This is a genomic window from Variovorax sp. J31P207, from assembly GCF_030316965.1.
Lineage (GTDB): Bacteria > Pseudomonadota > Gammaproteobacteria > Burkholderiales > Burkholderiaceae_C > Variovorax > Variovorax ginsengisoli_B.
The window spans coordinates 160,690-184,789 of the sequence record NZ_JASZYN010000010.1; the positions used below are offsets into that span (position 1 = coordinate 160,690).

Sequence of the window (24,100 nt, forward strand, 5' to 3'; positions counted from 1 at the left end):
GTCCCATGATCAAGCGAATCCATCTCAAAGCACTCACGGCCCTGGCGCTGGCGGCGGTCCTGCCGCTGCCACTGGCGCTCGCGGCTGATGCGGGCGATTGGCCCAACCGCGCCGTCACGCTCGTGATCCCCTATCCCGCGGGCGGCACCAGCGACGTCGTCGGCCGTCTGCTCGCCAAGCGGCTGCAGGAGGAGCTGGGGCAGAGCTTCGTCGCGGACAACAAGGCAGGCGCCGCCACCGCCATCGGCGCCATGGCGGTGGCACGGGCACCCAAGGACGGCTACACGCTGCTGCTGTCGGCGGGCACGACCTTCACGGTGATTCCGCACCTCAATGACAGCCTGCAATACAAGCTGACCGACTTCGAACCGGTCGCGCCGGTCTGCGCCGTGCCGTTCGCCTTCGTCGTGAAGAAGGACTTTCCCGCGAAGACCCTGAGCGAGTTCGTGGCCTACGGAAAGGCCAATCCGGGCAAGATCAACAATGCGACCAACGGGCAGGGCAGCATGGTCCACTTGCTCGGTGAGGTGATAGCCAACGGCACCGACGTCAAGATGACCCAGATCCACTACAGGGGCGCGGCGCCCGCGACGGTAGACATGCTCGCCGGCGTGGTCGATTCGAACGTCGAGGCGCTGACCAGTGCCCTGCCGAACGTGAACGCCGGGAAGTACCGCGCGCTGGCGGTGCTGAGCGACAAGCGCCAGCAGACGATGCCCGATGTGCCGACATTCAAGGAGCTCGGCTATCCCTCGATCGTCGGCGAGACCTGGTATGCCGTGTTCGCGCCGGCCGGCACGCCGAAGCCGGTGGTGGACACGCTGAATGCGGCCCTGAACAAGATCACCACATCGACATCCTTCCAGGACGCGATGCAGAAGATCGGCAACGAGTCGAAATCGGGCACGCCCGCTGAACTGCGGGAACTGACCGCACAGCAAAGCAGGCAATGGGGAGACCTCATCAAGCGTCTGAACATCAAATCCGAGTGAGGGCCCGTGCAGCGGCGAGGAACGGCGCGGCATACGCGCTATCCTTCATCTCCAAATGAGCAGCAAAAGCGATAACCCCACCTCGTCGGCGAACGGCGTACAGACGGAGCCTTCCAAGGCGGATTCGCGCGCGGAGATCCTGCGCGCGGCTGCCGAGCTCTTCATGCAGTTCGGCTACGCTGCCACTTCGATCGATGCGGTGGCCGAGTCGCTCGGCGCCACCAAGGGCCTCATCTATCACTACTACCGCAGCAAGGCCGATCTGTTCTTCGACGTCCAGATGGCGGCCATGACGAAGCTGATGGAGTGCATCAAGCCGATCGCGGTCGGCAAGCAGGCGGCGGTGGAACGGCTCGCTGCCATGGCCCTGCGCCATACGCAGATCCTGCTGACCGACCTGCCGATGCAGAAGGTTGCGGTGCAAGGCCTGGAACGGCATCTGCTCAGCGGCGAGGCGGCGAAGCGGCTGCGTTCGGTGATCCGCATGCGCGACGACTACGAAGCGCTGTTCGTCGAGGTGATCGACCAGTGCATCCGCGACGGCCTGGTGGTGGACTTGCCGCCGAAGCTCCTGACCAAGCCCTTCTTCGGGGCGATGAACTGGGCCACGGTTTGGTACAGCCAGCGCCGGCTCCAGGGTCCCGATGAGATCGACGGAATCGCACGCGTGCTCGCAGGCTGTGCAGTGCGCAGCTTGCTGCTCGATCCGCAGCACCCGGCGGTGCGGGGTCTTCCACTCCTGGCGGACGAGGCCTAGGTGTTGAGTTTCAGCAGGTTGTTCATGGCCGGTATCCGGGTAAATGTGCCCCGATTGCCCTCCCACCGCCAGGGCCGCACGCGTGAAGCTACGCTCGCGCGACCGCCCTGAACGCCGACAGGTCGCCGATGGAGTCGCGCGTCATGAATTGGGTCGGGCCCTACACCCCGACGGCAAATGGCAAAGCTGAACGCTTCGTGCAGACCAGCCTGCGCGAGTGGGCCTACGCCAGACCTTACGAGAATTCAGCTTAACGCGAGGCCGCGCTGCAGCCCTTCATCCATCACTACACCTGGCATCGGCCACACCCAGCCCTCAACCATCAGGCGCCCATGACCCTACCCCTACAAGGGCGAGAAATCCGTGCGCTGTCGGCAGGCGTCTCGGCGCTGGCCAACTTTCCCAAGGAATTTCGGACTCCTTCGAGTTGTCGTCGTCGAGTCAACTCAGGACGCGCACCGGCGTTGGCGTCTGCGCGGGGATCTGGCGCGAACGCCTCTGCACGGGCCACTCGAGTGCCGATCTATCCCGGTTCGGGCGCGCTCAAAGCTGCGGGCCGATGTCAAGAGGATCTCAAGCTGGCCGCGACCAAGAGAGCAACGAGTATCGCGAGAGTCAACCAGTAGCCGATTGGCATGGAGTCGTCCACATCGATGTCATCTTTGGAAACGGTCGCGATGAGGCCAGGCAAGGGGCTGACCACAATTTCGCGCCTTCGAATTCTCGGCGCGCCATCTGAAGCGCCGAGCCCCATCGCTTGGGTCTCGAGTTCAGGGCGCGTGGCGGCCAGAGTCGGCCTGCTTGGCGACGGACAGAGGGGAGGTTCATTCACTTCGCTCTCTCCGGCTGAAAAGCGCGTCGAGCCTTTCTTCAAACGCGTGGTAGTTGATGCTCTCGTAGAGTTCCGCGCGCGTCTGCATGCTGTCGAGGACCGCCTGTTGTGAACCATCCCGACGGATCGTTGCATAGACCGCTTCTGCCGCCCGGTTCGCAGCGCGAAAAGCGCTCAGCGGATACAGCACCATGCCGACGCCGGCGCCGGCGAGCTCGTCGACGGTGAACAGCGGCGTCTGGCCGAACTCCGTGATGTTGGCGAGCACCGGGACGCGAAGGGTGGACGTGAAGCGGCGGTAGGTGTCGAGGTCATAGGCGGCCTCCGCGAAGACGGCATCGGCGCCGGCCTCGACGAAACGGGCGGCACGCTCCAGTGCAGCATCGACGCCTTCGGAAGCGATCGCGTCGGTGCGCGCAATCAGGTAGAAGCCGACATCGGTGCGGGCGTCGACGGCGGCCTTGATGCGGTCGATCATCTCCTGGGTCGTGACGATCTCCTTGCCCGGCCTGTGTCCGCAGCGCTTGGCGCCGGCCTGATCCTCGATGTGGCAGGCGGCCGCGCCGAACTTGACCAGGCTCTTGACGGTGCGCGCGATGTTGAAGGCGCTCGGGCCGAAGCCGGTGTCGATGTCGACCAGCAAGGGCACATCGCACACGTCGGTGATGCGGCGAACGTCGGTGAGCACATCGTCCAATGTGTTGATGCCCAGGTCGGGCAAGCCGAGCGACCCGGCCGCGACGCCGCCGCCAGACAGGTAGATGGCCTTGTAGCCCGCGCGTTGCGCAAGCAGCGCATGGTTGGCGGTGGTGGCGCCGACGATCTGCAGCGGCTGTTCCTGCTGCAGGGCCAGACGGAAGCGCTGGCCGGGGGAGAGGGGAGCGGTCATGGTGTGGATGTCCGTGAAGGGGTCAGGCGATCGCCTGGAGCCTGGCGATCAGGTCGGCGGTGGGCAGCACGTCGGCATACTTCTGGCCGAGGTCGAACAGGTTGACCTTGTGCGAGGTGATGCTGCGGTCGTACACGCATTCCTGCGGAATCGCGACCTTGAAGTTCAGCGAGAAGGCATCGACCGCCGTGCCGCGCACACAGCCGCTGGTGCTGCAGCCGACGACGATCACGGTGTCGATCTGCTTGTCGATCAGATGGCTGCACATGGCGGTGCCAAAGAAGGCGCTGGGGTGCTTCTTCGGGATCAGGACGTCGCCCGGTTGCGGTGCGATCTCGGCGACGAATTCATAGCCCTTGGCCGAGACGCCCATGATCGCGGGCACCTTCTCCGCCAGGCGGCCGCCATCGTAGGCCTGCTTGGGCGCCACGTGGGGGTACATGACGGGCCATCCGCGGTCGCGAAAGACCTGGATCAGTGGCACGAGTGCCGAGACCGCATCCCAGGCGACCTCGCCGCAGGAGGTGGGAAACTCCTTGATCGCTTCGTAGAACGGCTTGCGTTCGGTGCCGACGGTGCGGTATTGCACGTCGATGATGAGCAGCGCGGGCCGCTGGCCGAGGCCGCTCGGGCGACCGAAGCCGGCGGCGGCATAGGCCTTCTGCTCGTCCTCGCTGATGACGTCGTCCCAGATGTTCATGGTGTGCTCCGATGAGGTTGATTCGAATGGGGGAGATTGTTCAGGCCGCCTGCAGTTCGACGCTGCCGTCGTTGTGCCTGAAGAGGTACTGGCCGTCCCCTGGGGCTCCGGTGAGCTTGCCGTCCTGCATCACGGTCTTGCCGCGCAGGATGGTCTCGACCGCCCAGCCCTTGAAGGTCCAGCCGTCGTAGATGCTGTAGTCCGAATAGGACAGAAGCTCCTCGTGGCGCACGGTGCGCTCCAGGTTCAGGTCGACCAGCGTGATGTCTGCGTCCATGCCGGGGCGCAGGGCACCTTTGCGGTCGTCGATTCCGAAGATGCGCGCCGGGTTGGCCGCCACCAGTTCGCAGATGCGACGCAGCGGCAGGCCACGCTTGTGATGCCCCTCGTGCAGCAGCACCGGCAGGATCGTGGCGGTGCCCGGGAAGCCCTGCGATGCGAGCCACAGCGATTTGTCCTTGGTCGCGCGCTTGCGTGGGCAATGGTCCGAGGCGACGACGTCGATGCTGCCGTCGAAAAGGCCTTCCCACAGCGCTTCGCGTTCGGTCGCGTTCCGAAACGGCGGGTTGGCCTTGCCCATCCCGCCCAGGTCCATGTCGCTGGTGTGGGTCAGGTAGTGCGGGCAGGTCTCGACGTAGACGCGCTCGTAGCGCGCGCGCCAGCGCCGGACCTCGTCCAGGCCCAGCTTGGAACTCATGTGCGGGATGTAGATGGTCGCGCCAGCCTGTTCGGCGAGAAACATGGCGCGGATGCAGGCCTCGGCCTCGGTGATCGGCGGCTTGATCGCCTCCCACTGCAGCAGGTTGTCCAGCCCGCGGTCGAGCTGCGCGTTGCGCAGGCGGTTCACGATCTCGATGTTCTCAGTGTGGCACACCACGGTGACGCCACCGATGCCGGCCGCCTGCTGCAGCAAGGCGTGGAAATAGCCGTCGTCGGTGCCGTCCAGGCCCAGGTAGCGGCCTTCTTCACCCTTGAAGTTCATGAAGTACTTGAAGGAGGTGACGCCGTAGTCCTTCACATAGGAAGGCAGCTCCTGCACATGCAGTTCGGAGGCAGTACTGAAGTGGAAGCCGTAGTCGGTGTGGGCGCGCGGGCGCGCATAGCCCTGCTCGCGCCGGTAGACATCGCCATAGGCCTCGTTGTTGAGGAAGTAGGCCAGCACGGTGGTGAAGCCGCCGATCGCCGCGTGCGCGGTCTCGGTCTCGTACTCGGTGACCTTCTCGCCGAAGCCGAAATGCATGTGGGCCTCGATCAGGCCGGGGAAGACGTGCAGGCCATCGATGCGCCGCTCTGCGACGCCTGCGGCAGCCGGGGTGCCGGGGGCCAGCAGGGCAGCGATGCGGCCGTCCTCCACCAGCAGGTCGAGAGGGGATGGATCTTGCTCGGCACTGACGACGATGCCGCCGCGGAGGATGAAGTTGTGGCTCATGGCGATTTGCTTTCGAAAGTCGACGGGGAAGAAGGTGCGCGCTCGACGATGGCGTCGAGCTCGGCACGACCGATGGATTCGCCGATGCACACCAGGAAGCCGGCGCGCCCGCCGGGCGGCCACGCGACCAGGCGCTCCGGTGGCGCGAAGTAGCCCTGCACGCCCTGCACCACCCACGGCGCGCTGCCGTCGCCCAGCGCCAGCAGGCCCTTGCAGCGGAGCAACCGCTGGCCCAGCCGCGCCGACAGCGCCTGCGTCCAGCGCGCATAGCGCTCCCAGTCAATGGGTTCGTCGATCGGCAGCACGTGCGTGGTGATCTGGCGGAAGGCGCTGCCGTGGGTGTCGGGCTCGTCGCTGCCGTCGGCGTACTGGGGGCGAAGCGGGCCGCGCAGCCAGGCAGCCGGGCCCGCGCCGGCCCCGTGTGGCGTCGACTCGGGGGCGTCGAACAACGGCGCCGGCGCTTCGCCCTGCCGCCAGAGCGAGACTGGCGCATGGGCGTTGATGCCAGCGAGCTGCGAAGCCAGTCGGTCGCGTTGCGTCGAGTCGGCGGTGTCGGTCTTGCTGATCACCAGGCGATCGGCGAATGCCACTTGGCGGCGGGCTTCGGCGTAGCGTTCCAATGTGTGCGGGCCATTGTGTGCGTCCACCAGCGTCAGCACCTGCGACAGCGTGCAGCGCGGCACGAGCGCCGAGTCGCCGAGCAGCGATGCCACCAGCGGGCCGGGGTGGGCCAGCCCGCTGGTCTCGACGATCACGCGATTGAACGGCGCCACGCGGCCGCTGCTGCGTCGGGCGAACAGATCGATCAGCGTGTCGCGCAGCGTGCCCGAGGCGGCGCAGCACAGGCAGCCCGAATCGAGCAACACGACCTGGTCGTCGGCGCTCGACACCAGCAGATGGTCAAGCCCGACCTCGCCGAATTCGTTGACGATGACCATCGCGCCGGCGAACGCCGGATCGCGCAGCACCGCGTTGATCAGTGTCGTCTTGCCGCTGCCCAGGAAGCCGGTGACCAGGTCGAGCGGCATGCGGCGGGTGGCAGGAGAGAGCGTCACGGGCGCAACCTATTCCGCGATCGAGCGCAGCGCCTGCTGGAGCGCGTCTAGCGTGCCGCCGTTCAATACGGCGTCCCATGTGGCGCGGCGGGCTTCGGGCCCGAGCGCGGTGCCGGCATTGGCCTCGAACTTGGCGCGCACCGCCTCATCGCCTGCGGGCCGCTCCGAACTGCCGAACACCTGGTCGACGGCATGGTGCAAGACCGTGCCGTCGACCAGCTCGATGCGCATGTCGGCATCGAATCGGGCCGGAAAACCGCTGTCGCTGCGCGGCGACCAATGGATTCGTGCGGCCAGCGCCAGTGCCTCGGCGTCGACGCTGCTTGATGTCATCGTGGCGATGTCCACGGGCCGGCCAAGCAGGATGCGCGAGAGGCAGTAGGGCAGGCTGTACTTGGCCTCGTTGCCGCTGGCCGGCCGTTGCTTGGCGTCCCAGGGATCGCAGATGACGGTTGCGGCGCCCGGCGCGACCCGGCAATGCACCGATGCGATGGCAGCGGGCGACGGCACCTGCGCGAGCAGCCGCTGCGCGCATTCGAGAAAGGGATGGATGTAGTGGCAGCAGGGGAAGAACTTGAAGGCGGCGTCCGCGAGCTTCCAGCTTCGGCCCAGGTCCTCCAGGCCAAGCGCCAGACGCGCGCCGGCCGCGCCGTCGTCGGCATAGGTGTTGTAGAGGCCGAAGCGGCCTTCGAGCACCGTGGCCGGACCCGTCATGCCGCCTTGTGCGCAGGCCGCAGCCCAGAGGCCCGCATGCGCCGCCCAGCCCGGATGGAGCGCCTTGACGCTGGAGCCGTTACTGAGGAACTCGAAGATGCCGCCGGCCTGGCTGCCGGCGATGCCCATGGCGGCTACCGTTTCGGCCATATCGGCTCCGCCCGCCACCGCGCCCAGCAAGGCCGCCACGACCACGCCGCCCACCGATGTGACCTGGAAGCCCCGGCGCTGGAATCCACCCGGGCTGGCCTCGCCGATGCGCACCAGCACTTCCCAGCCGGCCACGACCAACCGCACGACCTCGTCGAGCGAAAGGCCGTGGGCCTCGGCCGCGGCCAGTGCAGCCGGCACGATCACGGCGCTGCCGTGCACGATCGACGCCATGTGGGTGTCGTCGTATTCCAGCGAATGGATCGACATGCCGTTGAGAAGCGCCGCCACCGGTGCCGGTGCGCCTGTGGAAAAGCCCAGCACGGTGGCCGCGCCCGCAGCGCCGGCCTCCGTGCGCAGGCGGGTCAGCAAGCGGCGCTGCGCGGCCACCGACGCAGCGCCGAGACCGACGCCCAGCGCGTCGGCGATGTGCAGCCTGGCCAGGTGCCGGATGGGCTCCGGCACCGCCGTCGGCCGAAGTTCGTGGGTGAACTGCGCCAACCGGGCCGAGAGCGAAAGGGCTGCGGGCGTCATGCCGTCACTCATTCAGGCCTCGGCGTCCGCGCGCGCAACGGCGGCGGCCTGTCCGGCCAGGTAGCCGAGCCCGATGGCGGTGAGCAGTCCATTGCCCGAGGCATAGCCGCCCGCGCCCGCGCGGCCACTGATGCCGGCCGCCGCGCCACCGCCTGCGAACAGACCGGCGATCGTCGTGCCGTCCTCGCGCAGCACGCGGCCCTCGTCGTCGACCGCAAGTCCGCCCTGCGTGTGGAACAGGCCCGGCGTGACACGACAGATCCAGAGCCGGCCGGTGAGCGGCGCCATGCCGAAGCGCGTGCGGCCCTGGGCGTCGGGGGCCTGGCCGGCCGCCGCGGCATTGAAGGCCAGCAGCGTGGCTTGCAATGCGTCGGCCGGCAACTGGAAGCAGGCGGCGAGTTCGGCCGCGGAATCGGCCTTCTTGAGGCCACCGTATTCGACCAGTTCGCGGAACTCGTCTTCTTTCGATGCCAGCGTCATGATGCGCTCGTCGAATACGGCGTAGACGTTCGTATCCTGCGCCAGCACGTGGCGCGCATAGGCCGAGTAGCCCAGGTCCTCGTTGCCGAAGCGCTCGCCGCGTGCGTTGATCAGCAGGCCCCCTTTTTCGATGGTGGTCCACGAGAGCAGGGAGCCATGCGGATAGGCCACGGCCGCATAGCCCTGGTAGGCCTGCATGTTGGCCAGACGCGCGCCGAGTTGCCGCGCCCAGAGCACAGCCTCGCCCTCGCTGCCCAGTGCGCCGAAGTATTCGGCTCCCGCGATCTCGCCGCAGTACTCGGCGACCAGTGCGCGATTGGCGGCGAAGCCGTTGGACGCCAGGATCACGCTGCGTGCGCCGATGCGCGAGGGCTCGACGCCCGGGCCGCCGATGCCGCCACCCACCACCGCGCCGTCACGGCCCAGGTAGAGCACCTGCACCGGGTTGTTCACGGCCAGCGGAATGTCGCGCCGCTCCACTGCGGCGACCAGGTCGTCGACCAGGTCCTGCCCGCGCCGGGAGACCGGCGCATGCAACCGTGGAATGGTGTGGCCGACGTGGCAGTAGTCGGTAATCAGCGCCATGCGCGCGCCGACCTTGTCGACCAGCCACTCGCAGAGTTCGGCAGAGATGCGGGCCATGCGCAGGGTCAACCCGGGCAGCTCGCCTTCGCCTGCGATGCGCTGCAGGTCGGCGACCATCACCTCGGCCGAATCGACGATGCCGGCCTCGTGCTGGAAGCGGCTTCCCGCGCCGGGCACCGAGCCGGTGCTGAGCGACGAATTGCCGCCCGGTCGATCGCGCTTCTCGACGATGGCGACCTGCGCGCCTGCATCGTGGGCTGCGATCGCCGCGGCCATGCCGCAAGCGCCGGCGCCGATCACCAGCACGTCGACTTCCATGTCCCACTGCGGCGTATCGCCGGCCGGCTGTACCAAAGCTTCAGTCATCGGTTGTCCTCTATCGATCGGTTTCATGCCGCAGGCGAGTCGGCGAAGATATCGTCCAGCCATTCGCGCCAGGGGCGTGACAGTGCGGCGGTGTCCGCAGCGCCGGCTGCGGCATCCGCGGCGCGACGCAGGGTGGCGGCGAAGGCCGGTGCATAGGGCCGGCTCAACGTCGCCAGCTTGTCCCAGAGCTCGGTGTCGAGGAACGGCCGGTCGGGGCCACCTCGCGCGCTCCAGCACTCGGCAGCCAGGCGGCTGCCGTCATTCGTGGTCAGGGTGATGCGCGCCGGCCTGTCTTCGGGCCAGGCGCGCACACCCTCGAAAGGAATCAGCCGCGTCGCCTCGCGCAAGCGCGAAATGCGCGGGTCGTCTAGCGATGCGGCGTCGAACGAGGCAACGCCGCCGTCGCCATGCACCAGCGCAGCGGCTGCGGCATGCGGCAGGGAGAACTTCGCACCGAGCGTGGTCGTGGGGTGGCGGTCGTCGAGCGCAAAGGCCAGGGGATGGGCCTCGATCTCGATGTCCAGCACCTGCGCGCCGCCAACCAGGCCAGCCTCGCGCTGCAACAGCGACTGGACCGCCTCGATGGCGGAATGCGTGTACTGGCAGCAGGCATTCATCTTGTGATAGCCCGACTCGACAGCCCAGCCTTCGTCCGCATGCGGCGCGAGCACCGACAGGTCAGCGTTGGCGCCCAGGGCCACGGCGTAGACATCGTGCGGGCTCGTCTCCGAACCGCCGATGCCGCAATGCGCCCACTCCAGGGCATTCAGCCCGGCCATCGCTGCCTGCGGCGCCCAGGTGTTGCGCGCGAGCACGCCCTTCAGCGCGTGATTGAACGGCCCCGCCATGCCCAGCGTCGCCGCGCCCGCGACGGCCGACAGGAGTTCTTCCGCCGGCAGGCGGCGCAGGAAGCCCACGCCCGCGGCCGCGCCGACGGGCGCCAGCAAGGCGTGCGGATGGATCTTGAGCGACGGAAAGCGCCAGGTGCGCGCCACCCGAGTGGCCGTCTCGTAGCCCAGTGCCAGCGCACGCAGCAAGTCCTGCAGCGACGCGTTCTCTGCCTCGCCCACCGCCAGCAGGGCGGGCAGCACATAGAGGCCGGCATGGCAGACCGCCTTGCGGTATCCCTCGTCGAGTTCGTTCCATCCCATCGCCAGGCCGTTGCCCATGGCGGCCTGCATCACCGAGACGCGCGGCCGGCCAGCGCTCAGCAGCGACGCCGCTCCACCACCGACGGCGGCAGCCCGCAGGCGAGCCTGGGCCAGTGCCACTTGCGGCTCGCGGACGGCACTGAAGGCCGCGGCCATGTCGTCGGCCAGCACGAGCACCGTGCGTTGGCGCGCGCTGGCTTCGAGATCGCGCCATTCGACGTCTGCGGCCCAGCGCAGGAAGGTCTCGAAGGCCGCGCCGGGATCGCCGTTCAGAACAGTTCCCACAGATTCTCCTGTGCGAGCAGCTCGCTGCTGGGTCCGTCGAAGATGATGCGGCCGGATTTGATGACCACGGCGCGATCGACGTTCTCGAGCGTGGCCTGCACGTTCTGTTCGACGATCACCAGCGTCGTGCCCCGGGTGCGGTTGATCTGGGTCACGCTGCGCAGCACATCGCGCACGATCACCGGCGCCAGGCCGATGGTCGGTTCGTCCAGGAGCAGGATCGACGGCCGGGTCATCAAGGCCATGCCGAGCGCCAGCATCTGCTGTTGCCCGCCGCTGAGCGAACTGGCGATCTGCTGGCTGCGTTCCAGCAGCAGCGGAAACACCGCGTGCACTTCCGACAGCGCAGCCTGGTCATGGCGAAGGCCGGCAATCTCGAGGTTCTCGGCCACTGTCAGGTCGCGGAACACGTTGTGGCCCTGCGGGACGAAGCCCATGCCGAAGCCCACGTTGCGATGCACTTCGCCGCTGACGACGGCATGCTCTCGATAGCGCACGCTGCCGGAGCATTCCTCGAGATCGCCGACGCAGGCGCGCAGCAGGGTGGTCTTGCCGGCGCCGTTGTGGCCGAAGATGCCGACCCTTTCGCCTTCGGCGATGGTGAGCGAGAAGTCGTGCAGCACGTGCAGCTTCCCGAAGTGGGCGTTGATGCCTTGTAGTTGCAGCATGGTGGGTGTCGTTCAGGTGCTGTGGGGCTGCGCGGATTGCTTGCCGAAGTAGAGTTCCGCCAGGGCCTTGCTTTCCAGCAGGGTGCCGACATCGCCGCGCTCCAGGATGCGGCCCTGCACCATGAACACGGCGCTGCTGCACAGGTCGCGGATGAACGACACGTTGTGCTCCACCACGCACACCGCACGGCCGGCCTGGGCCTCTTCGCGCACGATGCTCCGCATGGTTTCGTAGGCGCTGCCTTCGACGCCGCCCATCGGCTCGTCGAGCAGCAGGCAGGGGCCGTTGCTCATCAGCGCACGGGCCAACCCGACCAGCTTCTGCTGGCCGAAGGTGATGTCGTTGACGCTGGTCCCGGCCAGCGACTCCATGCCCATGCGTGCCAGGATGCCCATCGCATGCTCGCGGGCTGCGCGCTCGGCCTGGTGCACCGAGCGGCCGGCAAAGACCAGGCGCAGCAGCGATTCCCCCGGGTAGTGCGAGGTGCCGACCAGCATGTTCTCAAGCACCGACATCGAACTGAACAGCCGCATGTGCTGCCAGGTTCTCGCCACGCCCAGCCGCGCACGGCGGTAGAGCGGCAGCGATTGCAGCACCTGGCCGCCGAGGGCGATCTCGCCGGCATCCGGCATGACCACGCCCGAGATCAGATTGAACAGCGTGGTCTTGCCGGCGCCGTTGGGGCCGATCAGGCCCATGACCTCGCCGGCGTGCAGGTCGAGGTCGATCCGATCGGCCACGACCACGCCGCCGAACTTCTTGCAGACATTCTTCAGGGAGAGCACGGTCTTCGTCATGGCGTGCCTCCTTCAGCGCGTGCGCGCCGGCGCGACCAGCCCCTGCGGCCGCAGGAACAGGAAGACGATGACGAGCAGCGTGAAGATCACGCCCTGCAGCGGGCCCATGATCTCGGACGGCAGGTTCAGGAAGGTGATCGCCTCGGGCAGCACGATCAGCAGCACTGCGCCCACCACCGGCCCATAGACGGAGCCCATGCCGCCGACCACCACCATCGTGAGGATCATGGCCGACTGCAGGATCTGGAACTGGTCCGGCGTGAGGTACTGGTAGTAGTAGGCATAGATGCCGCCGGCCACGCCGGCCATGCCCGAGCCGAGCGCAAAGAGCGTCATCTTGATGTTCATCGCGTTGCGGCCCAGCGCAGAGAAAGCCAGTTCGTCGTCGCGCATCGCCTGGATCGCGCGGCCATAGGGTCCGCGCACCAGCCAGCGCACCAGGAGCACGCTGGCCACCGCGAGCGCCAGCGCCACCGCGGCGAACACTGCGCTGCGATGCGCCTCCACGATGTTCGGAATGCCGCTCAGGCCGCTGGCACCGCCGAGGAAATCGAGGTTCTTGATGATCTCGATGAGCCCCAGCTGGAAGCCGATGCTGGTGATGAGCAGGTAGTCGCCCGAGATGCGCAGCGATGGCAGCGACAGCATGAACGACGCCAGCAATGCCACCGCGCCGCCTGCAGCGACCGACAGCACCGGGTGGAGCTCGAACTGCACGCTGAGCACGCCGACCGTATAGGCACCCAGCGCGAAGAAGATCGGATGCGCGATGCTGACCAGCCCGCCGAAGCCGATGATCAGGTTGAAGCTGCTGCTGAGGATGACGTAGAGGCCGATCAGTACCAGCAGCGAGATGACATATTCCATGGGGGAGTCCGTGTGTGCGGGGCGCGCCTCAGGCGCTGGCGACCGTTGCGACAGCGGGTGCCGCTCGCCGCGGCAAGCGCAGCTTCACGCCGTTGGGGAACAGCAGGATCGTGATGAACAGCAGCGCGTAGAGGATCAGGCCCTGCCACGCGGAGGGGATGACCAGGATGCTGAACGCGCGCAGCAGGGCGAGGAAGAGCGCCGCCCAGGCTGCGCCGAACACGTTGCCCATGCCGCCGAGCAAGGCGGCGATCACGGCGAACAGCATCATCTCGAGCGGTGTGTTGGGCACCATCGATGCGCGGGTGCCGAACAAGTACATCGCGGCGCAGACCAGCACCGACGCGACGACGAAAGTCAGCGCGTAGATGGGCCGGACGTTGATGCCGTAGAGCCGCGAGAGGTGCGGGTTGTCGGATACCGCCACCATGAACTTGCCATGCCGCGTCTTCTTCAGCAGCACGTAGAGCGCGGCCATCAGCACGGCAGTAGTGCACAGCGCCGTGAGATCCCAGCGGCTCACCATGATGCCGCCGACGAGCGTCGATTCCGACATCAGCGTGGCGGCCAGCGACACCGGCTCGGTACCGAACAGCATGGCCAGCATGTACTGCACGAACTCCGACACCACCAGCGTGAAGATGAAGTACGTGAGCGATGGCGAATGACGGCGCCGGAAAGTCTGCAGGCCGTAGACCTCCATCGCCAGGGCGGCGGCGATGGTCACTGCCAGTCCGGCGGCGATGCCCACCGGCGCAGGCAAGCCGAAGCGCTGGATCGCCAGGTACATCGTGTAGTACGCGATGCCCATCATGCCGGCCTGCGCGAAGTTCCAGACCTTGACCACCTTCAGCACCAGCGAGAACGCGGCGGCCAGCAGCACGCCGTAGGTGGCGGTGGAAATACCGGTCCAGAAGATCTGGAGCAGCGTATGGATGTCGACCATGGAGAGAGGAGTCCTTGTGAACGCCGCGGCGCCGCCGCGGCTGTTTACTTGACGGCAGCGACGGGCACGAACTGGCCGCCCTTCACTTCGTACAGGTACACCGGCTTGTTGACGCGGTGGTCCTTGGTGATTTCGAGCACCCCTGTCATGGGCAGGTCGAACTTGCCCACCTCGACCAGTGCGTTCTTCATGTTCTCGCCCGTGAGCGGCTGTTTCGTCTTGAGAAGGTGCGCATACAACTGGCCGACGAGGAATGGCGCGTCGTACAGGTATTGGGTGTAGGGCAAGCCGTTGGGTACGCGCTTCTCGGTCTCCTTCCAACGTTCGACGAAGGTGGCGATGTTCGGGTTCTGCTCGGCCGACGGCGCGAGCGCCGACACCAGCATGCCTTCGGCCGCTGCGCCCAGCTGCTCCACCACCTTCGGGTTGTAGCCGGCGGAGTAGGTGGAGATCGGTTGCTTCAGGCCCAGCTGGCGCAGTTGCGCGACCACCTGCGGCAGGTCGGACACCAGGCCCTGGATATGGATGATGTCCGGGTTGGCCGAGCGCAGCTTGAGCAGCGCGCCGGTGTAGTCGGTCGCCTGGGCGTCGTAGGCCTCGTAGGCGACCACCTTGCCGCCGGCCTCTTGGAACGCGTCGCGGTAGATGCGAGCACCCTCGACGCCGCTGTCGTTGTGGATGTAGAGCACCGCCGCGGTCTGCTTCTTGAGGGTTTCGCGGGCGTAGCGTGCCTGCGCGCGCACGTCCACGTCGGCCAGCGGGTAGGTGGTGTAGACGTAGTCGCCAAGCTTGGCGATGTCGGGCGAGTTGGCGCCTACGCTGAGCTCCAGCACCTTGCTGCGATTGGCGATCGGGGCCACGGCCTTGACCACTGCGCTCCAGGCCGTGACGAACACCGGCACCTTGTCGACGTTGATGAGCCGGTTCACGGCGTTGATGCCGAGCCGCGGGTCGGCCTGCGTGTCGAGCAGCACCATTTCCAGCGGATGCCCGTCGATGCCGCCCTTGGCATTGATGTCCTGCACCGCCCATTGCGCCGCCTTGGCCTGGTCGGCGCCGAAAAGCGCTTGCGGCCCGGTCAGCGGCATGGCGAGGCCGAACTTCAGCGGGGTCTTGGCGGGTGCCGGCTGCGCCTGTGCACCGAAGGTGCAGGCGAGCAGGATGGCGGAAACAACAAGACTGCGACGCATAGCTTTCATGACGGAGGTCCTCGAGGTTTTGGGGAAAACGGCAGCCGATGGCTTTGTTACGCCAGACGATATTCGATATCGGGTAAAATATCAATCAGAGTTTAGTAACGCAGAGCGAAACTGCATGCGCCTATTTTGGTGTGCCTGAATGCACCAGGAAGGTGCCAACAACAGAAGGTGTGGGATGACGCAGAATCCGCGGTCGATGCAAACTTCTCCAGGCCCCGTGCCGGCACCCCAGCCCGGCGACAAGAAGCTCAACTCGGTCGAGGCCGTCAAGGTGGCTGTCCGCATCCTGGACGAGCTGGCGCTCGGTCAGCGCGCGATGGGCGTCACGGAACTGGCCGATGCGCTCGGCGAGACCAAGCCCCGCGTCCACCGCCACTTGTCCACCCTTCGCGAGATGGGGCTGATCGAGCAGGACCAGGCGACCGAGCGCTACCGGCTCGGCTGGCGCGTGTTCCAGTTGGGCGAGGCCGCCGGCACGCAGTTCGACCTTCGCAGCCGCGCCGAGCCCTACCTCCTGCGCGTGCGCGACGAGCTGAAGGAAACCGCCGTGCTGGCGGTGCCGATCAACGGGCGGCCCATGGTGATCGCGAACATGGACAACATCTACGCGCGCATCTGCATCAGCGTGAAGCCGGGCAACCGGCCGCTGCCCCACTGCTCGGCGCTCGGGCGACTGACGCTCGCTTTCTCGCCCGCTTCATTGCAGGAAGAGTTGCTGGCCAGCCCGATGACAGCCGAGACGCCGCAGTCGATGACCGATCCGGTCGTCATCCGCCAACGGCTGCGCCTCATCAAGGCCCAGTTCTACGAGGTTTGCGACAACGAGGTGATGCTGGGCGTGAACACCGTCGCGGTGCCGATCTTTCGCAACGGTGATGTCCTGGCCGGGGCGTTGTCGATCGTCGGGTCCATCCAGAACATTCCCAATCCGCCCCGCCGCCAGCAGGTCGAGGTACTTCAAGCCTGCGCTGCCGAGCTTTCGGCGCAGCTCAACAGCGACGCCTACGAGCGCTGGCAGCTCGGGCGCCAGGCGCACGAGCTGCTCAACGCGCTGGAGTGAGCGTCGGCGCGTTCCGCGCAGCCTCTACAACGGCGCCAGCCCTTGAACCAAGGTGGCCTTGACCACCTTGCCCAACGAGTTGCGCGGCAATTCCTCGACGACAAACACCTGGCGCGGCGCCTTGTAGGGCGCAAGTTGCGACCTCCGCAGCCAATGCCTCTGGCTTGTACGGCGGCGGGCACAGGACCACCGTGCCTCCGGCGTAGAGGGTCGACATGCTGAATGCGCGGCCGCCGCCGAAATAGAGCGGGGTGGCGTTGATGTAGGTTTCCCTGCTGCCGAACCCCAGGTCCACCCAGTGCGTCCAGAAGCGGTTGAGGAACTTCTGGTGCGACACCATCGGGCTCTTGGGCCGACCCGTCGTGCCCGACGACAGCGACATCGCGATGCCTCGCGCGCCGTCGGGAAAGTCACGCTCGGGGTCCGTGGCCACGACCGCGTCGCGCCAGGCTTCGTCGACGGCGATGCATGGCGCACCGTCGAATGCTGCGCCCGGCTCCACCATCACGGCGGCAGGCTCGAAATGCGCGGCCAGCCGCTGCTTCTCGTTGTCGCGCCAGCGGCAGTCCATCGGAAGGATCACGGCGCCGGCGCGGGCCGCCGCATAGAGCAGGAGCACATGCTCGATGGAGTCTTCCAGGGCAATGCCGACGATGCTTCCGGGCGTCACGCCGAGGTCGACGAGCCTACCCTGCTGCTTTTTTAAGCGGTGGGGGTATGAGGATTGATCACCATGGCCATGATTGGCAAGGTCCTGCGGATGCACCACCGCGAGAACAAATCGGTGCGAGAGATTGCGAGGGCAACGAGCCTGTCGCGCAACACGGTGAGGAAGTAGCTGCGCGTGCCGGTGGCGCAGCCACCGAAGTACGTGCGCTGCGTCGGCACCGGGCGAAAAGGGCGAGGGGTTCGGACGTGCTTTGAGCTACATCAAGGCAGCGTCCAAGACGCTTGCGTAGCATCACTTCTCACAACAGGAGACTTTCAATGCATGCAACTTCCGAGTCCTTGAAGCGCGATGCGGACTCTTCCGATTCCTCGGCGCGTGAAGTGCCTCTCGTCCATTTTTACTTGAACCACTTGCTGACGCTCGCACCATGGCCCGCCGCCATGTGGGAGTTCTGGCGGGGCCAGTCCTCGCGCTATTCAACCTTCCTCGCTGGCGGCGCCCCATTTGACGCCTGATAAGGGATGCTCAGGAAGCAGGCTCGCACGCTCGGATGAGGTCGCCGCCACGGCAAGTCTCTCCATTACGCGGCGCAACTCCTTCCTGTCAGCAGCTTCTTCGTACCGGCGCTTCTCATCTGGAGTGAGCGGCCGAATCGGTGCAATCGGAGTGGGTTTCCTGTTCTCGAGATCTGCCCGCGGACGAGGGCGTATGTGGCAACCCGTACAGCAATAAGGCCACCTACTCGGAGAGCGTTGTCAAATTGAATTTGAAGATGACGCCCGGTCCAACATTCCTCTCCGCCCAGAGGCGCCCTCCGTGAGCCTCGAGAATGGCGCGGCAGACCGATAGCCCCATGCCGAGTCCCTTGATCTTGGTGGTGTAGAAGTTGTCGAAGACCCGTTCAAGATCGTCGATGTCGATCCCGGGACCTTCGTCGCGCACCGCCACCAGGACTTGAGATTCGCCGTGCTGGGAAACCGACACCTGCAGCCGCCTGTTACCCGATGACATCTCAGCCATGGCCTCGTTCGCATTCATCAGCAGGTTCAACAACACCTGCTGAATCTGCGCCTTGTCAGCCACGACAATCAGCCCAGGCGCAAGCGAGCGCTCCACTCGAATGCCGCGCTCGACGCAATCGCTGTGCATGAGGCCCACCACCTCGTTGACGCAGATTCCGATGTCGACGCGTTCGCGCGGAGTGTCCTGGCGCCGCAGCATGGTGCGCAGACCGTTGATGACGCCGGATGCGCGTTTGTCGTCCCGTACAACGTCCTGGAGGATCGCCCGCACTTCGGCCAGGTCCGGTTCGTCCTGCGCTAGAAAGCGCAGCGCGGCCTGGGCATTGCTCAGGATCGCCGTGAGGGGCTGCGAAATCTCGTGAGCGAGGGATGCCGCCAGCACCGCGGTGCGCTCGACCCGATCGGCATGCCAGACCTGACGACGCAGCGTATCCATCTCGCGTTCAGAGCGGCGCTGATGGGTAACTTCGGTGTAGATGGTGCACAGGGCATCGGCGGTTCCGTCGGGCTGCATGAGGGGGAACCTGAGCACCGCGAAGATGCGTGCGCCTTCGCCGTCACCTATTGACTCCTCGGCGCGATAGACCTGCTGAGTCCGCAGCATCTCTTGGTCGCTGGCATTCACCGCCTCGGCGCGCTGCCTGATATACAGGGCGCGATTCGTCTTACCGACAATCGATCGCTCCGACAACTGAAAGAGGTCATCGTAGGCGCGATTCACCAGGATGTTGTGACCGTCCGCGAGCTTGACGTTCACCGCAGCAGGCACGTTGTCCAGCACCCCCTGGAGGCGTGAGTGGAATTGACGGCGCTCATATGACAACTCGAAGTCCAACATCAATACCAGCGCCACGAAAGTGAACTCAGCGGTGTGAGGACCCTGCAGGATGTCCCAGTCGACAAGAAGACTTCCGATGGCCCCTCCACTGAGGAGCGTCAGGCAGGCCGCGAGCGTAGCCGCCCTGCGGCGCTTCTTGCCCGCGAGGCGCATACGCAACGAGACGTAGATTCCCCATGTGACGGTGAACAAGATCACGGCCACGCCCACCATAAACCAGACGTCGGGATCGAAGACCCGAATGTCCGTGACCTGCTCACCCCAGGGAAGCACCATCGATTCGACGTTCGGCTGCGAGGAGAACGAGGCACCGAAGGGCAACGTCACATTGAAAACGATCACGACAGCACAGCCAACCGTGATTCCGATCTGAACGGGCCGAACTTTCCTTAAACCCAGATAGGCGCCCGCAAACCATGGAAGCACCGCGGTCACCAGCATCGCCAACGACGTTTCGATACGGCGCATCAAGACCAGCGATTCCACCGTCCCAGCGCGATAGGAGCCGATCCTCGAAGCCACATAGACTGCGAAGAGCAGCGACCACAATGCGAACAGCAGGTGAGTTTTATTGCGCGGCCGTGCGAAGCCGACCAATGCGTGGTGCAGGCTCGCGTATCCCAATACGCCAGCCAGCACGGACAGAGTGATAACGAGGGCACCGCTCATGGCCGGTACTGTAGTGCCAAATCGGCATTGGGCTGAACGGACGTTGACTCCAACCCCATTGATGCTGCGCTCGACGAGAATCGCCGGATGGCGGAACTGTCGTTCCAGCAAGCGCGAGTATCGAGCGCCAGCTAACAGAGTTCGTCTCAATGGCATCGACGCACCAGGAGAGCATCACAATCCTGGGGGGTATGCAGTGAGCAGATGCGCGCCGCGCGGTGTCCAGCGCATCTGCTGCTTTTTCACGAACCGCTTGGCGATCACCTGGTTGACCGCGGATTCAATGAAGCCGGTTGCAATGCGCTCCCCGCACCGGTACCGCTCTCTGTAGTTGACTGGCGCCGGCGTTGTTGCAGGATTGTGATGCTCTCCTTCCCGGCAGCGCCGCGAAAACCAAGGCGCCAAAAAATGCATGAAAACCGAGATCACCCCATCATCCGCACAGCTGCAGGCAGGGCCTTCACGGCTTCAGCAAGCACCATCTTGCGGATGGCGTCTTCATCCAGCTTGGTGTCGATGTCAGCCAGCACAGCCTTCACGAAACCGAGGCGCATGTCCCTGGTGAGTTTGATCTTGGGGGTCTTGAAGAGGGCTGATGTTGAGCTGGGTTGGTTCAGTTGGCTGCAGGGGGCAACGCATCGATCCATCGGTCGTAGCCTGATGCGCTGAGATGCACACCATCGGCCAGGAAGTACTCCGGGATCTGCTTGCCATCCTTGGCCAGGATCTCCCAGGTGTCGAGGTAGCTGCACCGCGGTCGCTTGGCACAGAGCCGCTTGATCTCCTCGTTCGCAGCCTGGACCTCTTCCGGGTCGATGCGGAAGTCGTTGGTCGGAGTGATGCCACTCCAAACCACCGGAACACCTGCTGGAAGCAGGGCATCGATCTCGGCCAGTCGCCCGTGCAGGCCTTGCTTGCCGATCCAGATGTCGTTGATCCCGATCATCAGGAAGATCCGGTCCACAGCCAGGTTGAGGGTGGGCAGGGTGTTGATCAGACCCTGCGTCACCTCGCCGCTCACGGCATAGTTGATGGCATTGGGAGCATCCCCAAGGACCCAGGTGATGCTGTCACCCAGGAGTGCTGTGGTTTGCTTGCCCGCCAGCATCCGGTTGGCGTAGCGATCGTGGGTGGAGAGCATGCTGATCTTGTTGTCCAGCTTGGCCACATAGTCGCCCTTGATCACAAGGCCTCCGATTGCCAAATGCATCACGAAAACGTAGGCCACCACCACGAAAATCCACGGTTTACTCCTCATCGGGGTCTCTGTCGTTTTTTGTAAGTCGGTGTTCATGAATGTAACGCACACGATCAGGCGTGCCCCATTCAGGTGGATCCGTCTATGTGACTTTGTTGACGTGGATCAGACTGGTTCCTCCCCAGAAGTGGGGGAGGACAGGTCACCCCAGGGCGTCTCGCGCTGCTTCCTTGGAAGTCTCGAGGTGTAGGGAGTCGTTGGGGCAGGCATCGAGCCAGCTTTCATCCTTGAGGGCGTGCAGGATGGAGAGCAGCTTGCCTCGCTCGTTCTCCAGCTCGATGATTCCCTTCCCGATGGCCGTGTTCATCTTGGAGACACGTTAAAAATTGCTCCTTTCAGGGTCGTTCGGCGATGTTGGTCATCACCGTCTTCATGATCCCGAGCTCGTCGAGCTCGTCGAGCTCGTCGAGCTTGTCAGGCATCTTCTCGTTCAGCGACATGACACGAGAGCGGATGCCCTCGAAGTCGAAGTGAGATAGCCCCCTGATTCCCCGGCCCCGTCGACTGGAATACTCATGTTTGTCACCATCGATTGCAAATCGGTGCGCTTCAAGTGCGATCTGAGGGTTCCTATCCGCCGGGAGGCGCGCCGAACGCGGCATCCATTTGACGCGCCCGCTTGACCTCATCGCTGTGCAGGTAGATTGAGGTCGTTGCGACCGATGCATGCCTGAGGTTGTCGCGCACCGTCGTGAGCTCCGCGCCGCGCGCGAGCGCATGGGTGGCGTGGGTGTGCCGCATCCAATGCGGGCTGGCGCGCTTGAGCTTTTCCACTGTGGCCGGTGCCTCGGTCTCGATGGACTCGGCCACCTTCAGGAAGAACCGCCGCATGACGACCCACAGGCGAGTGGCGGTGATGTCGGCGGTGCTGTCCGCTTCGAGACTGCCGATCAGCCGCGTCTTGGGATCCCAGCGCGCCGGCGTCAGCGGCAGTTGGCGTTGCATCAGGTAGCGGTCGAGCGCAGCACGCGCCATCGGCGGCAGCGCCACCTTGCCCGCCTTGCTGCCCTTGCCGACCAGGTGCAGCCAGTGATCCCCGCGCCCATCGACCTCGATCTGGCCGAGCGTCGCACCGACCAACTCGCCAATGCGCAATCCGGTGGCGTAGGCAAAGTCCAGTACGAAGCGCAGACGCTGCGCCGCCGGTGCGCTCCAACCCTGTCCCCATTCGAGTCCCTGGCCCACGGCCTGGATCACGGCCCATTCGCGTTCACCGAAGACCCGGGTGGCGGCCAGGGGTTCTGTGCGCGAGGCCCCACGCACCTTTATGCCCGCAAAAGGATTGGCCAGCAGATATAGCGCTGCTGGATGAGCCAGCGATACATCGCGCCCAGTACCGAGAGGGCATAGGCGATGGAGCGTGCCGAAAGTCCACCCGCGAAGGGGCGCCATTCTGGCGACGAGCGCGCGTAGGGTGGTCCGATCCAGCGCGAGCTCGGCGTCGGGCGTCGCAGGAACGCCCGGTACGCCACCGCGTCCTCCGTCGTGAGCGAGGACAGCGCCCGTCCGCGTTCGACCACGGCCCACAGGATGAGGCGTTCGGCCTCCTTGAGGTAGGCCCGCTGGGTAGCCGCTGCCTCGTGCAGCGAGAGCCAGGCCTGCACGGCCTCGTAGTCGTTGTTGGCGTCTAGCGTGGAGGTCGCCGTCGGCGCGCGGAAGGTGCCCCGCTCAAGCTCTTCAATGCATCGGCGCTGGCCAACAACTTCATCTCGTGCAGTTCGAGCCCGGCCCGGCGCGCGAGGTCCTCGGCGTTGTCGAACAGGCATTCATGCCGGGCATCGACGATCCGCTGGGCCGATTCCCACCGAAGCCCTGACAACATCCGCAGCCCCAAGCGAACCGTGGGCCGGTGCGGCAGGTTCTCGAGCGTGCAGTCGAGGTCGCTGTGCATGACGTCGGCGGGTCGGACCTCCACGCCATGACGCTTGGCGCCTTGGACGAGCTGGCTCGGGCTGTAGAAGGCGAGCGGCTGCGAGTTGAGCAGGGCGGCCAGGAACTCGGCCGGATGGTACTGGCACTTGATCCAGCAGCTGGCGTAGACGAGTGTAGGAACGCAGCGAAGATTTCAGTAGCTCCCAAGGGTGGCCGCCCCAAGCAGACGCAATGTGTGCGATATGCCGGAAGCACCTGGAGGCGCAGGAGGCCACCGGGAGAGCCATCGAGACGTTGGCGGCAACGAAGAATCCGCCCCTGGTCTTCGCTCGACAAGGCAACATCAATAACGCGGGCGGAGGAAGTCGAGATGGTGCGGGCCATGTGAGCGGAGGATAAGGGCGACTCACCGCATCGAGGTCGCCCCCGCTCGATAGCTCGTGGCGGTAGTTCCCGAGCGCCTGAGCTCGCGATGCCTGTAGCGTGCACTTTCGCGCGGAGGATCTGCCGTCCGGCCGCGGCTATTTGCCCGGTGGTACTTGGCCGACGGGTCCGAGTGCGGAAGCACCTTGGACACGTCACGGACATGCTGCCTAGCGGAACTGCCGCAGAAAGTCGTCGACGCTCGACGTAAGCTGGCTCTGCTCGGGCACTTGACCGCCGGGCGTGAAATGGTCGACCACGTCGGGCAGCAGTTCCGACAGCCCTGAGCGCGCCTCGTCGTCGCCGAGGCCTGCCTGCTGCGCGATCTGGTGCAACTGATCTCGGCTGAAGATGTCGTCGATTGCAGTCGGGGGCAAGGCCTCGTTCGCGCCGGTGCCGACCCATGAATTGGCTTGGCTCCCGTAGCCCTTCTGGGTGAACTGTTCGAGCAGGCCGCCGAGGCCGCCCATGCCGGCGAGACCTCCGAGACCACCCGCTCCGCCGGCAGGACCCGGACCGAGGCCGCGCGCGTGGCCACGCTGGCTCAGCATGTTGAGGACCACCGGCAGCAAGGCCATCAGGATCGGGCTGATGCCGCCGCCGCCGCGCGAACCGTCGCTGCGGCGTCCGCCGAGTGCATTGCCGGCGAGTCCGCCGAGAATCTGCGTCAAGAGGCCCATGATGATCTCCTTGGTTGTCTTGCGCCCGGGGGCGCGCGGGGGTGGCACTTCGACCGACGCCAGTATCAGGCCGTGGGCGGGCCGCGCGTGGAGGACGAAGCCTCGTGCACGCACCAGCGACGGACTGCGCCGCCGACTCCTGTCTGGAGCCTTGGCCTACAACGCTTGGGCTCAAACGCTGATCCGTGCGCATGTCGGGTGGGCGGATACC

At 65.7% G+C, this 24,100-nt stretch carries 21 protein-coding genes and 4 pseudogenes; 4 read left to right on the top strand and 21 right to left on the bottom strand.

The window, feature by feature from the left end:
• Positions 1 to 5 precede the first annotated feature (5 nt).
• The 3 genes and pseudogenes from QTI68_RS29055 to QTI68_RS29065 all read left to right on the top strand — a co-directional run.
• Positions 6 to 992 carry a Bug family tripartite tricarboxylate transporter substrate binding protein gene (locus QTI68_RS29055; RefSeq protein WP_286526628.1) on the top strand — a complete coding sequence of 329 codons (987 nt, stop codon included), beginning with the start codon at positions 6 to 8 and terminating at the stop codon, positions 990 to 992.
• A 55-nt stretch (positions 993 to 1,047) separates the two neighbouring features.
• Positions 1,048 to 1,749: a TetR/AcrR family transcriptional regulator gene (locus QTI68_RS29060; protein ID WP_286526629.1), complete on the top strand. Its 702-nt coding sequence runs from the start codon at positions 1,048 to 1,050 to the stop codon at positions 1,747 to 1,749.
• Positions 1,750 to 1,907: 158 nt separating this feature from the next.
• A pseudogene (locus QTI68_RS29065) lies at positions 1,908 to 2,087 on the top strand (integrase core domain-containing protein); the annotation flags it as partial.
• Between the two features lie 486 nt (positions 2,088 to 2,573).
• Here QTI68_RS29065 and prpB read toward each other — a convergent pair.
• The 12 genes and pseudogenes from prpB to QTI68_RS29125 all read right to left on the bottom strand — a co-directional run bounded on the left by prpB (position 2,574) and on the right by QTI68_RS29125 (position 15,397).
• Positions 2,574 to 3,470, bottom strand: coding sequence for a methylisocitrate lyase (gene prpB, locus QTI68_RS29070; protein ID WP_286526630.1), 897 nt, complete (start codon positions 3,468 to 3,470; stop codon positions 2,574 to 2,576).
• A gap of 22 nt (positions 3,471 to 3,492) precedes the next feature.
• Positions 3,493 to 4,170 carry an isochorismatase family protein gene (locus tag QTI68_RS29075; RefSeq protein ID WP_286526631.1) on the bottom strand — a complete coding sequence of 226 codons (678 nt, stop codon included), beginning with the start codon at positions 4,168 to 4,170 and terminating at the stop codon, positions 3,493 to 3,495.
• A gap of 40 nt (positions 4,171 to 4,210) precedes the next feature.
• Positions 4,211 to 5,599 carry a dihydroorotase gene (locus QTI68_RS29080; protein ID WP_286526632.1) on the bottom strand — a complete coding sequence of 463 codons (1,389 nt, stop codon included), beginning with the start codon at positions 5,597 to 5,599 and terminating at the stop codon, positions 4,211 to 4,213.
• Positions 5,596 to 6,654: a CobW family GTP-binding protein gene (locus QTI68_RS29085; protein WP_286526633.1), complete on the bottom strand. Its 1,059-nt coding sequence runs from the start codon at positions 6,652 to 6,654 to the stop codon at positions 5,596 to 5,598. Before QTI68_RS29085 ends, QTI68_RS29080 begins: the two co-directional genes overlap by 4 nt.
• A 9-nt stretch (positions 6,655 to 6,663) precedes the next feature.
• On the bottom strand, positions 6,664 to 8,052 hold the full coding sequence (locus QTI68_RS29090; protein ID WP_286526634.1) for an MmgE/PrpD family protein: 1,389 nt from the start codon (positions 8,050 to 8,052) through the stop codon (positions 6,664 to 6,666).
• A gap of 12 nt (positions 8,053 to 8,064) precedes the next feature.
• Entirely contained in the window at positions 8,065 to 9,483 is a 1,419-nt protein-coding gene (locus tag QTI68_RS29095; protein WP_286526636.1) for an FAD-dependent oxidoreductase, read from the bottom strand.
• Between the two features lie 23 nt (positions 9,484 to 9,506).
• Positions 9,507 to 10,919, bottom strand: a complete 1,413-nt coding sequence (locus QTI68_RS29100; RefSeq protein WP_286526637.1) for an MmgE/PrpD family protein — start codon at positions 10,917 to 10,919, stop codon at positions 9,507 to 9,509.
• Positions 10,904 to 11,527 (bottom strand): annotated as a pseudogene (locus QTI68_RS29105) (ABC transporter ATP-binding protein); the annotation flags it as partial. The gene QTI68_RS29100 and the pseudogene QTI68_RS29105, both read right to left, overlap by 16 nt.
• A gap of 72 nt (positions 11,528 to 11,599) precedes the next feature.
• Positions 11,600 to 12,385, bottom strand: a complete 786-nt coding sequence (locus QTI68_RS29110) for an ABC transporter ATP-binding protein (RefSeq protein ID WP_286526639.1) — start codon at positions 12,383 to 12,385, stop codon at positions 11,600 to 11,602.
• 12 nt (positions 12,386 to 12,397) lie between these two features.
• Positions 12,398 to 13,252: a branched-chain amino acid ABC transporter permease gene (locus QTI68_RS29115; RefSeq protein WP_286526640.1), complete on the bottom strand. Its 855-nt coding sequence runs from the start codon at positions 13,250 to 13,252 to the stop codon at positions 12,398 to 12,400.
• A 28-nt stretch (positions 13,253 to 13,280) separates the two neighbouring features.
• Positions 13,281 to 14,198: a branched-chain amino acid ABC transporter permease gene (locus QTI68_RS29120; RefSeq protein WP_286526641.1), complete on the bottom strand. Its 918-nt coding sequence runs from the start codon at positions 14,196 to 14,198 to the stop codon at positions 13,281 to 13,283.
• A 44-nt stretch (positions 14,199 to 14,242) separates the two neighbouring features.
• Positions 14,243 to 15,397, bottom strand: a complete 1,155-nt coding sequence (locus QTI68_RS29125; protein ID WP_286526642.1) for an ABC transporter substrate-binding protein — start codon at positions 15,395 to 15,397, stop codon at positions 14,243 to 14,245.
• Positions 15,398 to 15,593: 196 nt separating this feature from the next.
• Between QTI68_RS29125 and QTI68_RS29130 the strand changes: the two genes are divergently transcribed.
• Entirely contained in the window at positions 15,594 to 16,457 is an 864-nt protein-coding gene (locus QTI68_RS29130; RefSeq protein WP_286526644.1) for an IclR family transcriptional regulator, read from the top strand.
• On the opposite strand, the gene QTI68_RS29135 is transcribed toward QTI68_RS29130, so the two are convergent.
• The 9 genes and pseudogenes from QTI68_RS29135 to QTI68_RS29175 all read right to left on the bottom strand — a co-directional run bounded on the left by QTI68_RS29135 (position 16,441) and on the right by QTI68_RS29175 (position 23,889).
• Positions 16,441 to 17,226 (bottom strand): AMP-binding protein, encoded by a 786-nt coding sequence (locus QTI68_RS29135; RefSeq protein WP_353506451.1) that lies wholly within the window; start codon positions 17,224 to 17,226, stop codon positions 16,441 to 16,443. The genes QTI68_RS29130 and QTI68_RS29135 overlap by 17 nt on opposite strands.
• A 639-nt stretch (positions 17,227 to 17,865) precedes the next feature.
• Positions 17,866 to 19,767: an ATP-binding protein gene (locus tag QTI68_RS29140; RefSeq protein WP_286526646.1), complete on the bottom strand. Its 1,902-nt coding sequence runs from the start codon at positions 19,765 to 19,767 to the stop codon at positions 17,866 to 17,868.
• Positions 19,768 to 19,830: 63 nt separating this feature from the next.
• Positions 19,831 to 20,085, bottom strand: a complete 255-nt coding sequence (locus QTI68_RS29145) for a hypothetical protein (RefSeq protein ID WP_286526713.1) — start codon at positions 20,083 to 20,085, stop codon at positions 19,831 to 19,833.
• Positions 20,082 to 20,210 (bottom strand): hypothetical protein, encoded by a 129-nt coding sequence (locus tag QTI68_RS29150; protein WP_286526648.1) that lies wholly within the window; start codon positions 20,208 to 20,210, stop codon positions 20,082 to 20,084. Before QTI68_RS29150 ends, QTI68_RS29145 begins: the two co-directional genes overlap by 4 nt.
• 59 nt (positions 20,211 to 20,269) lie before the next feature.
• Positions 20,270 to 20,950 carry an SGNH/GDSL hydrolase family protein gene (locus tag QTI68_RS29155; RefSeq protein ID WP_286526649.1) on the bottom strand — a complete coding sequence of 227 codons (681 nt, stop codon included), beginning with the start codon at positions 20,948 to 20,950 and terminating at the stop codon, positions 20,270 to 20,272.
• 106 nt (positions 20,951 to 21,056) lie between these two features.
• A complete protein-coding gene (locus tag QTI68_RS29160) occupies positions 21,057 to 21,221 on the bottom strand; it encodes a hypothetical protein (protein ID WP_286526651.1) in 165 nt (54 codons plus the stop codon).
• Positions 21,222 to 21,484: 263 nt separating this feature from the next.
• Positions 21,485 to 22,581 (bottom strand): annotated as a pseudogene (locus QTI68_RS29165) (tyrosine-type recombinase/integrase); the annotation flags it as partial.
• Positions 22,578 to 22,958: pseudogene (locus tag QTI68_RS40345) on the bottom strand (helix-hairpin-helix domain-containing protein); the annotation flags it as partial. The pseudogenes QTI68_RS40345 and QTI68_RS29165, both read right to left, overlap by 4 nt.
• 421 nt (positions 22,959 to 23,379) lie before the next feature.
• Positions 23,380 to 23,889: a YidB family protein gene (locus QTI68_RS29175; protein WP_286526652.1), complete on the bottom strand. Its 510-nt coding sequence runs from the start codon at positions 23,887 to 23,889 to the stop codon at positions 23,380 to 23,382.
• Positions 23,890 to 24,100 lie beyond the last annotated feature (211 nt).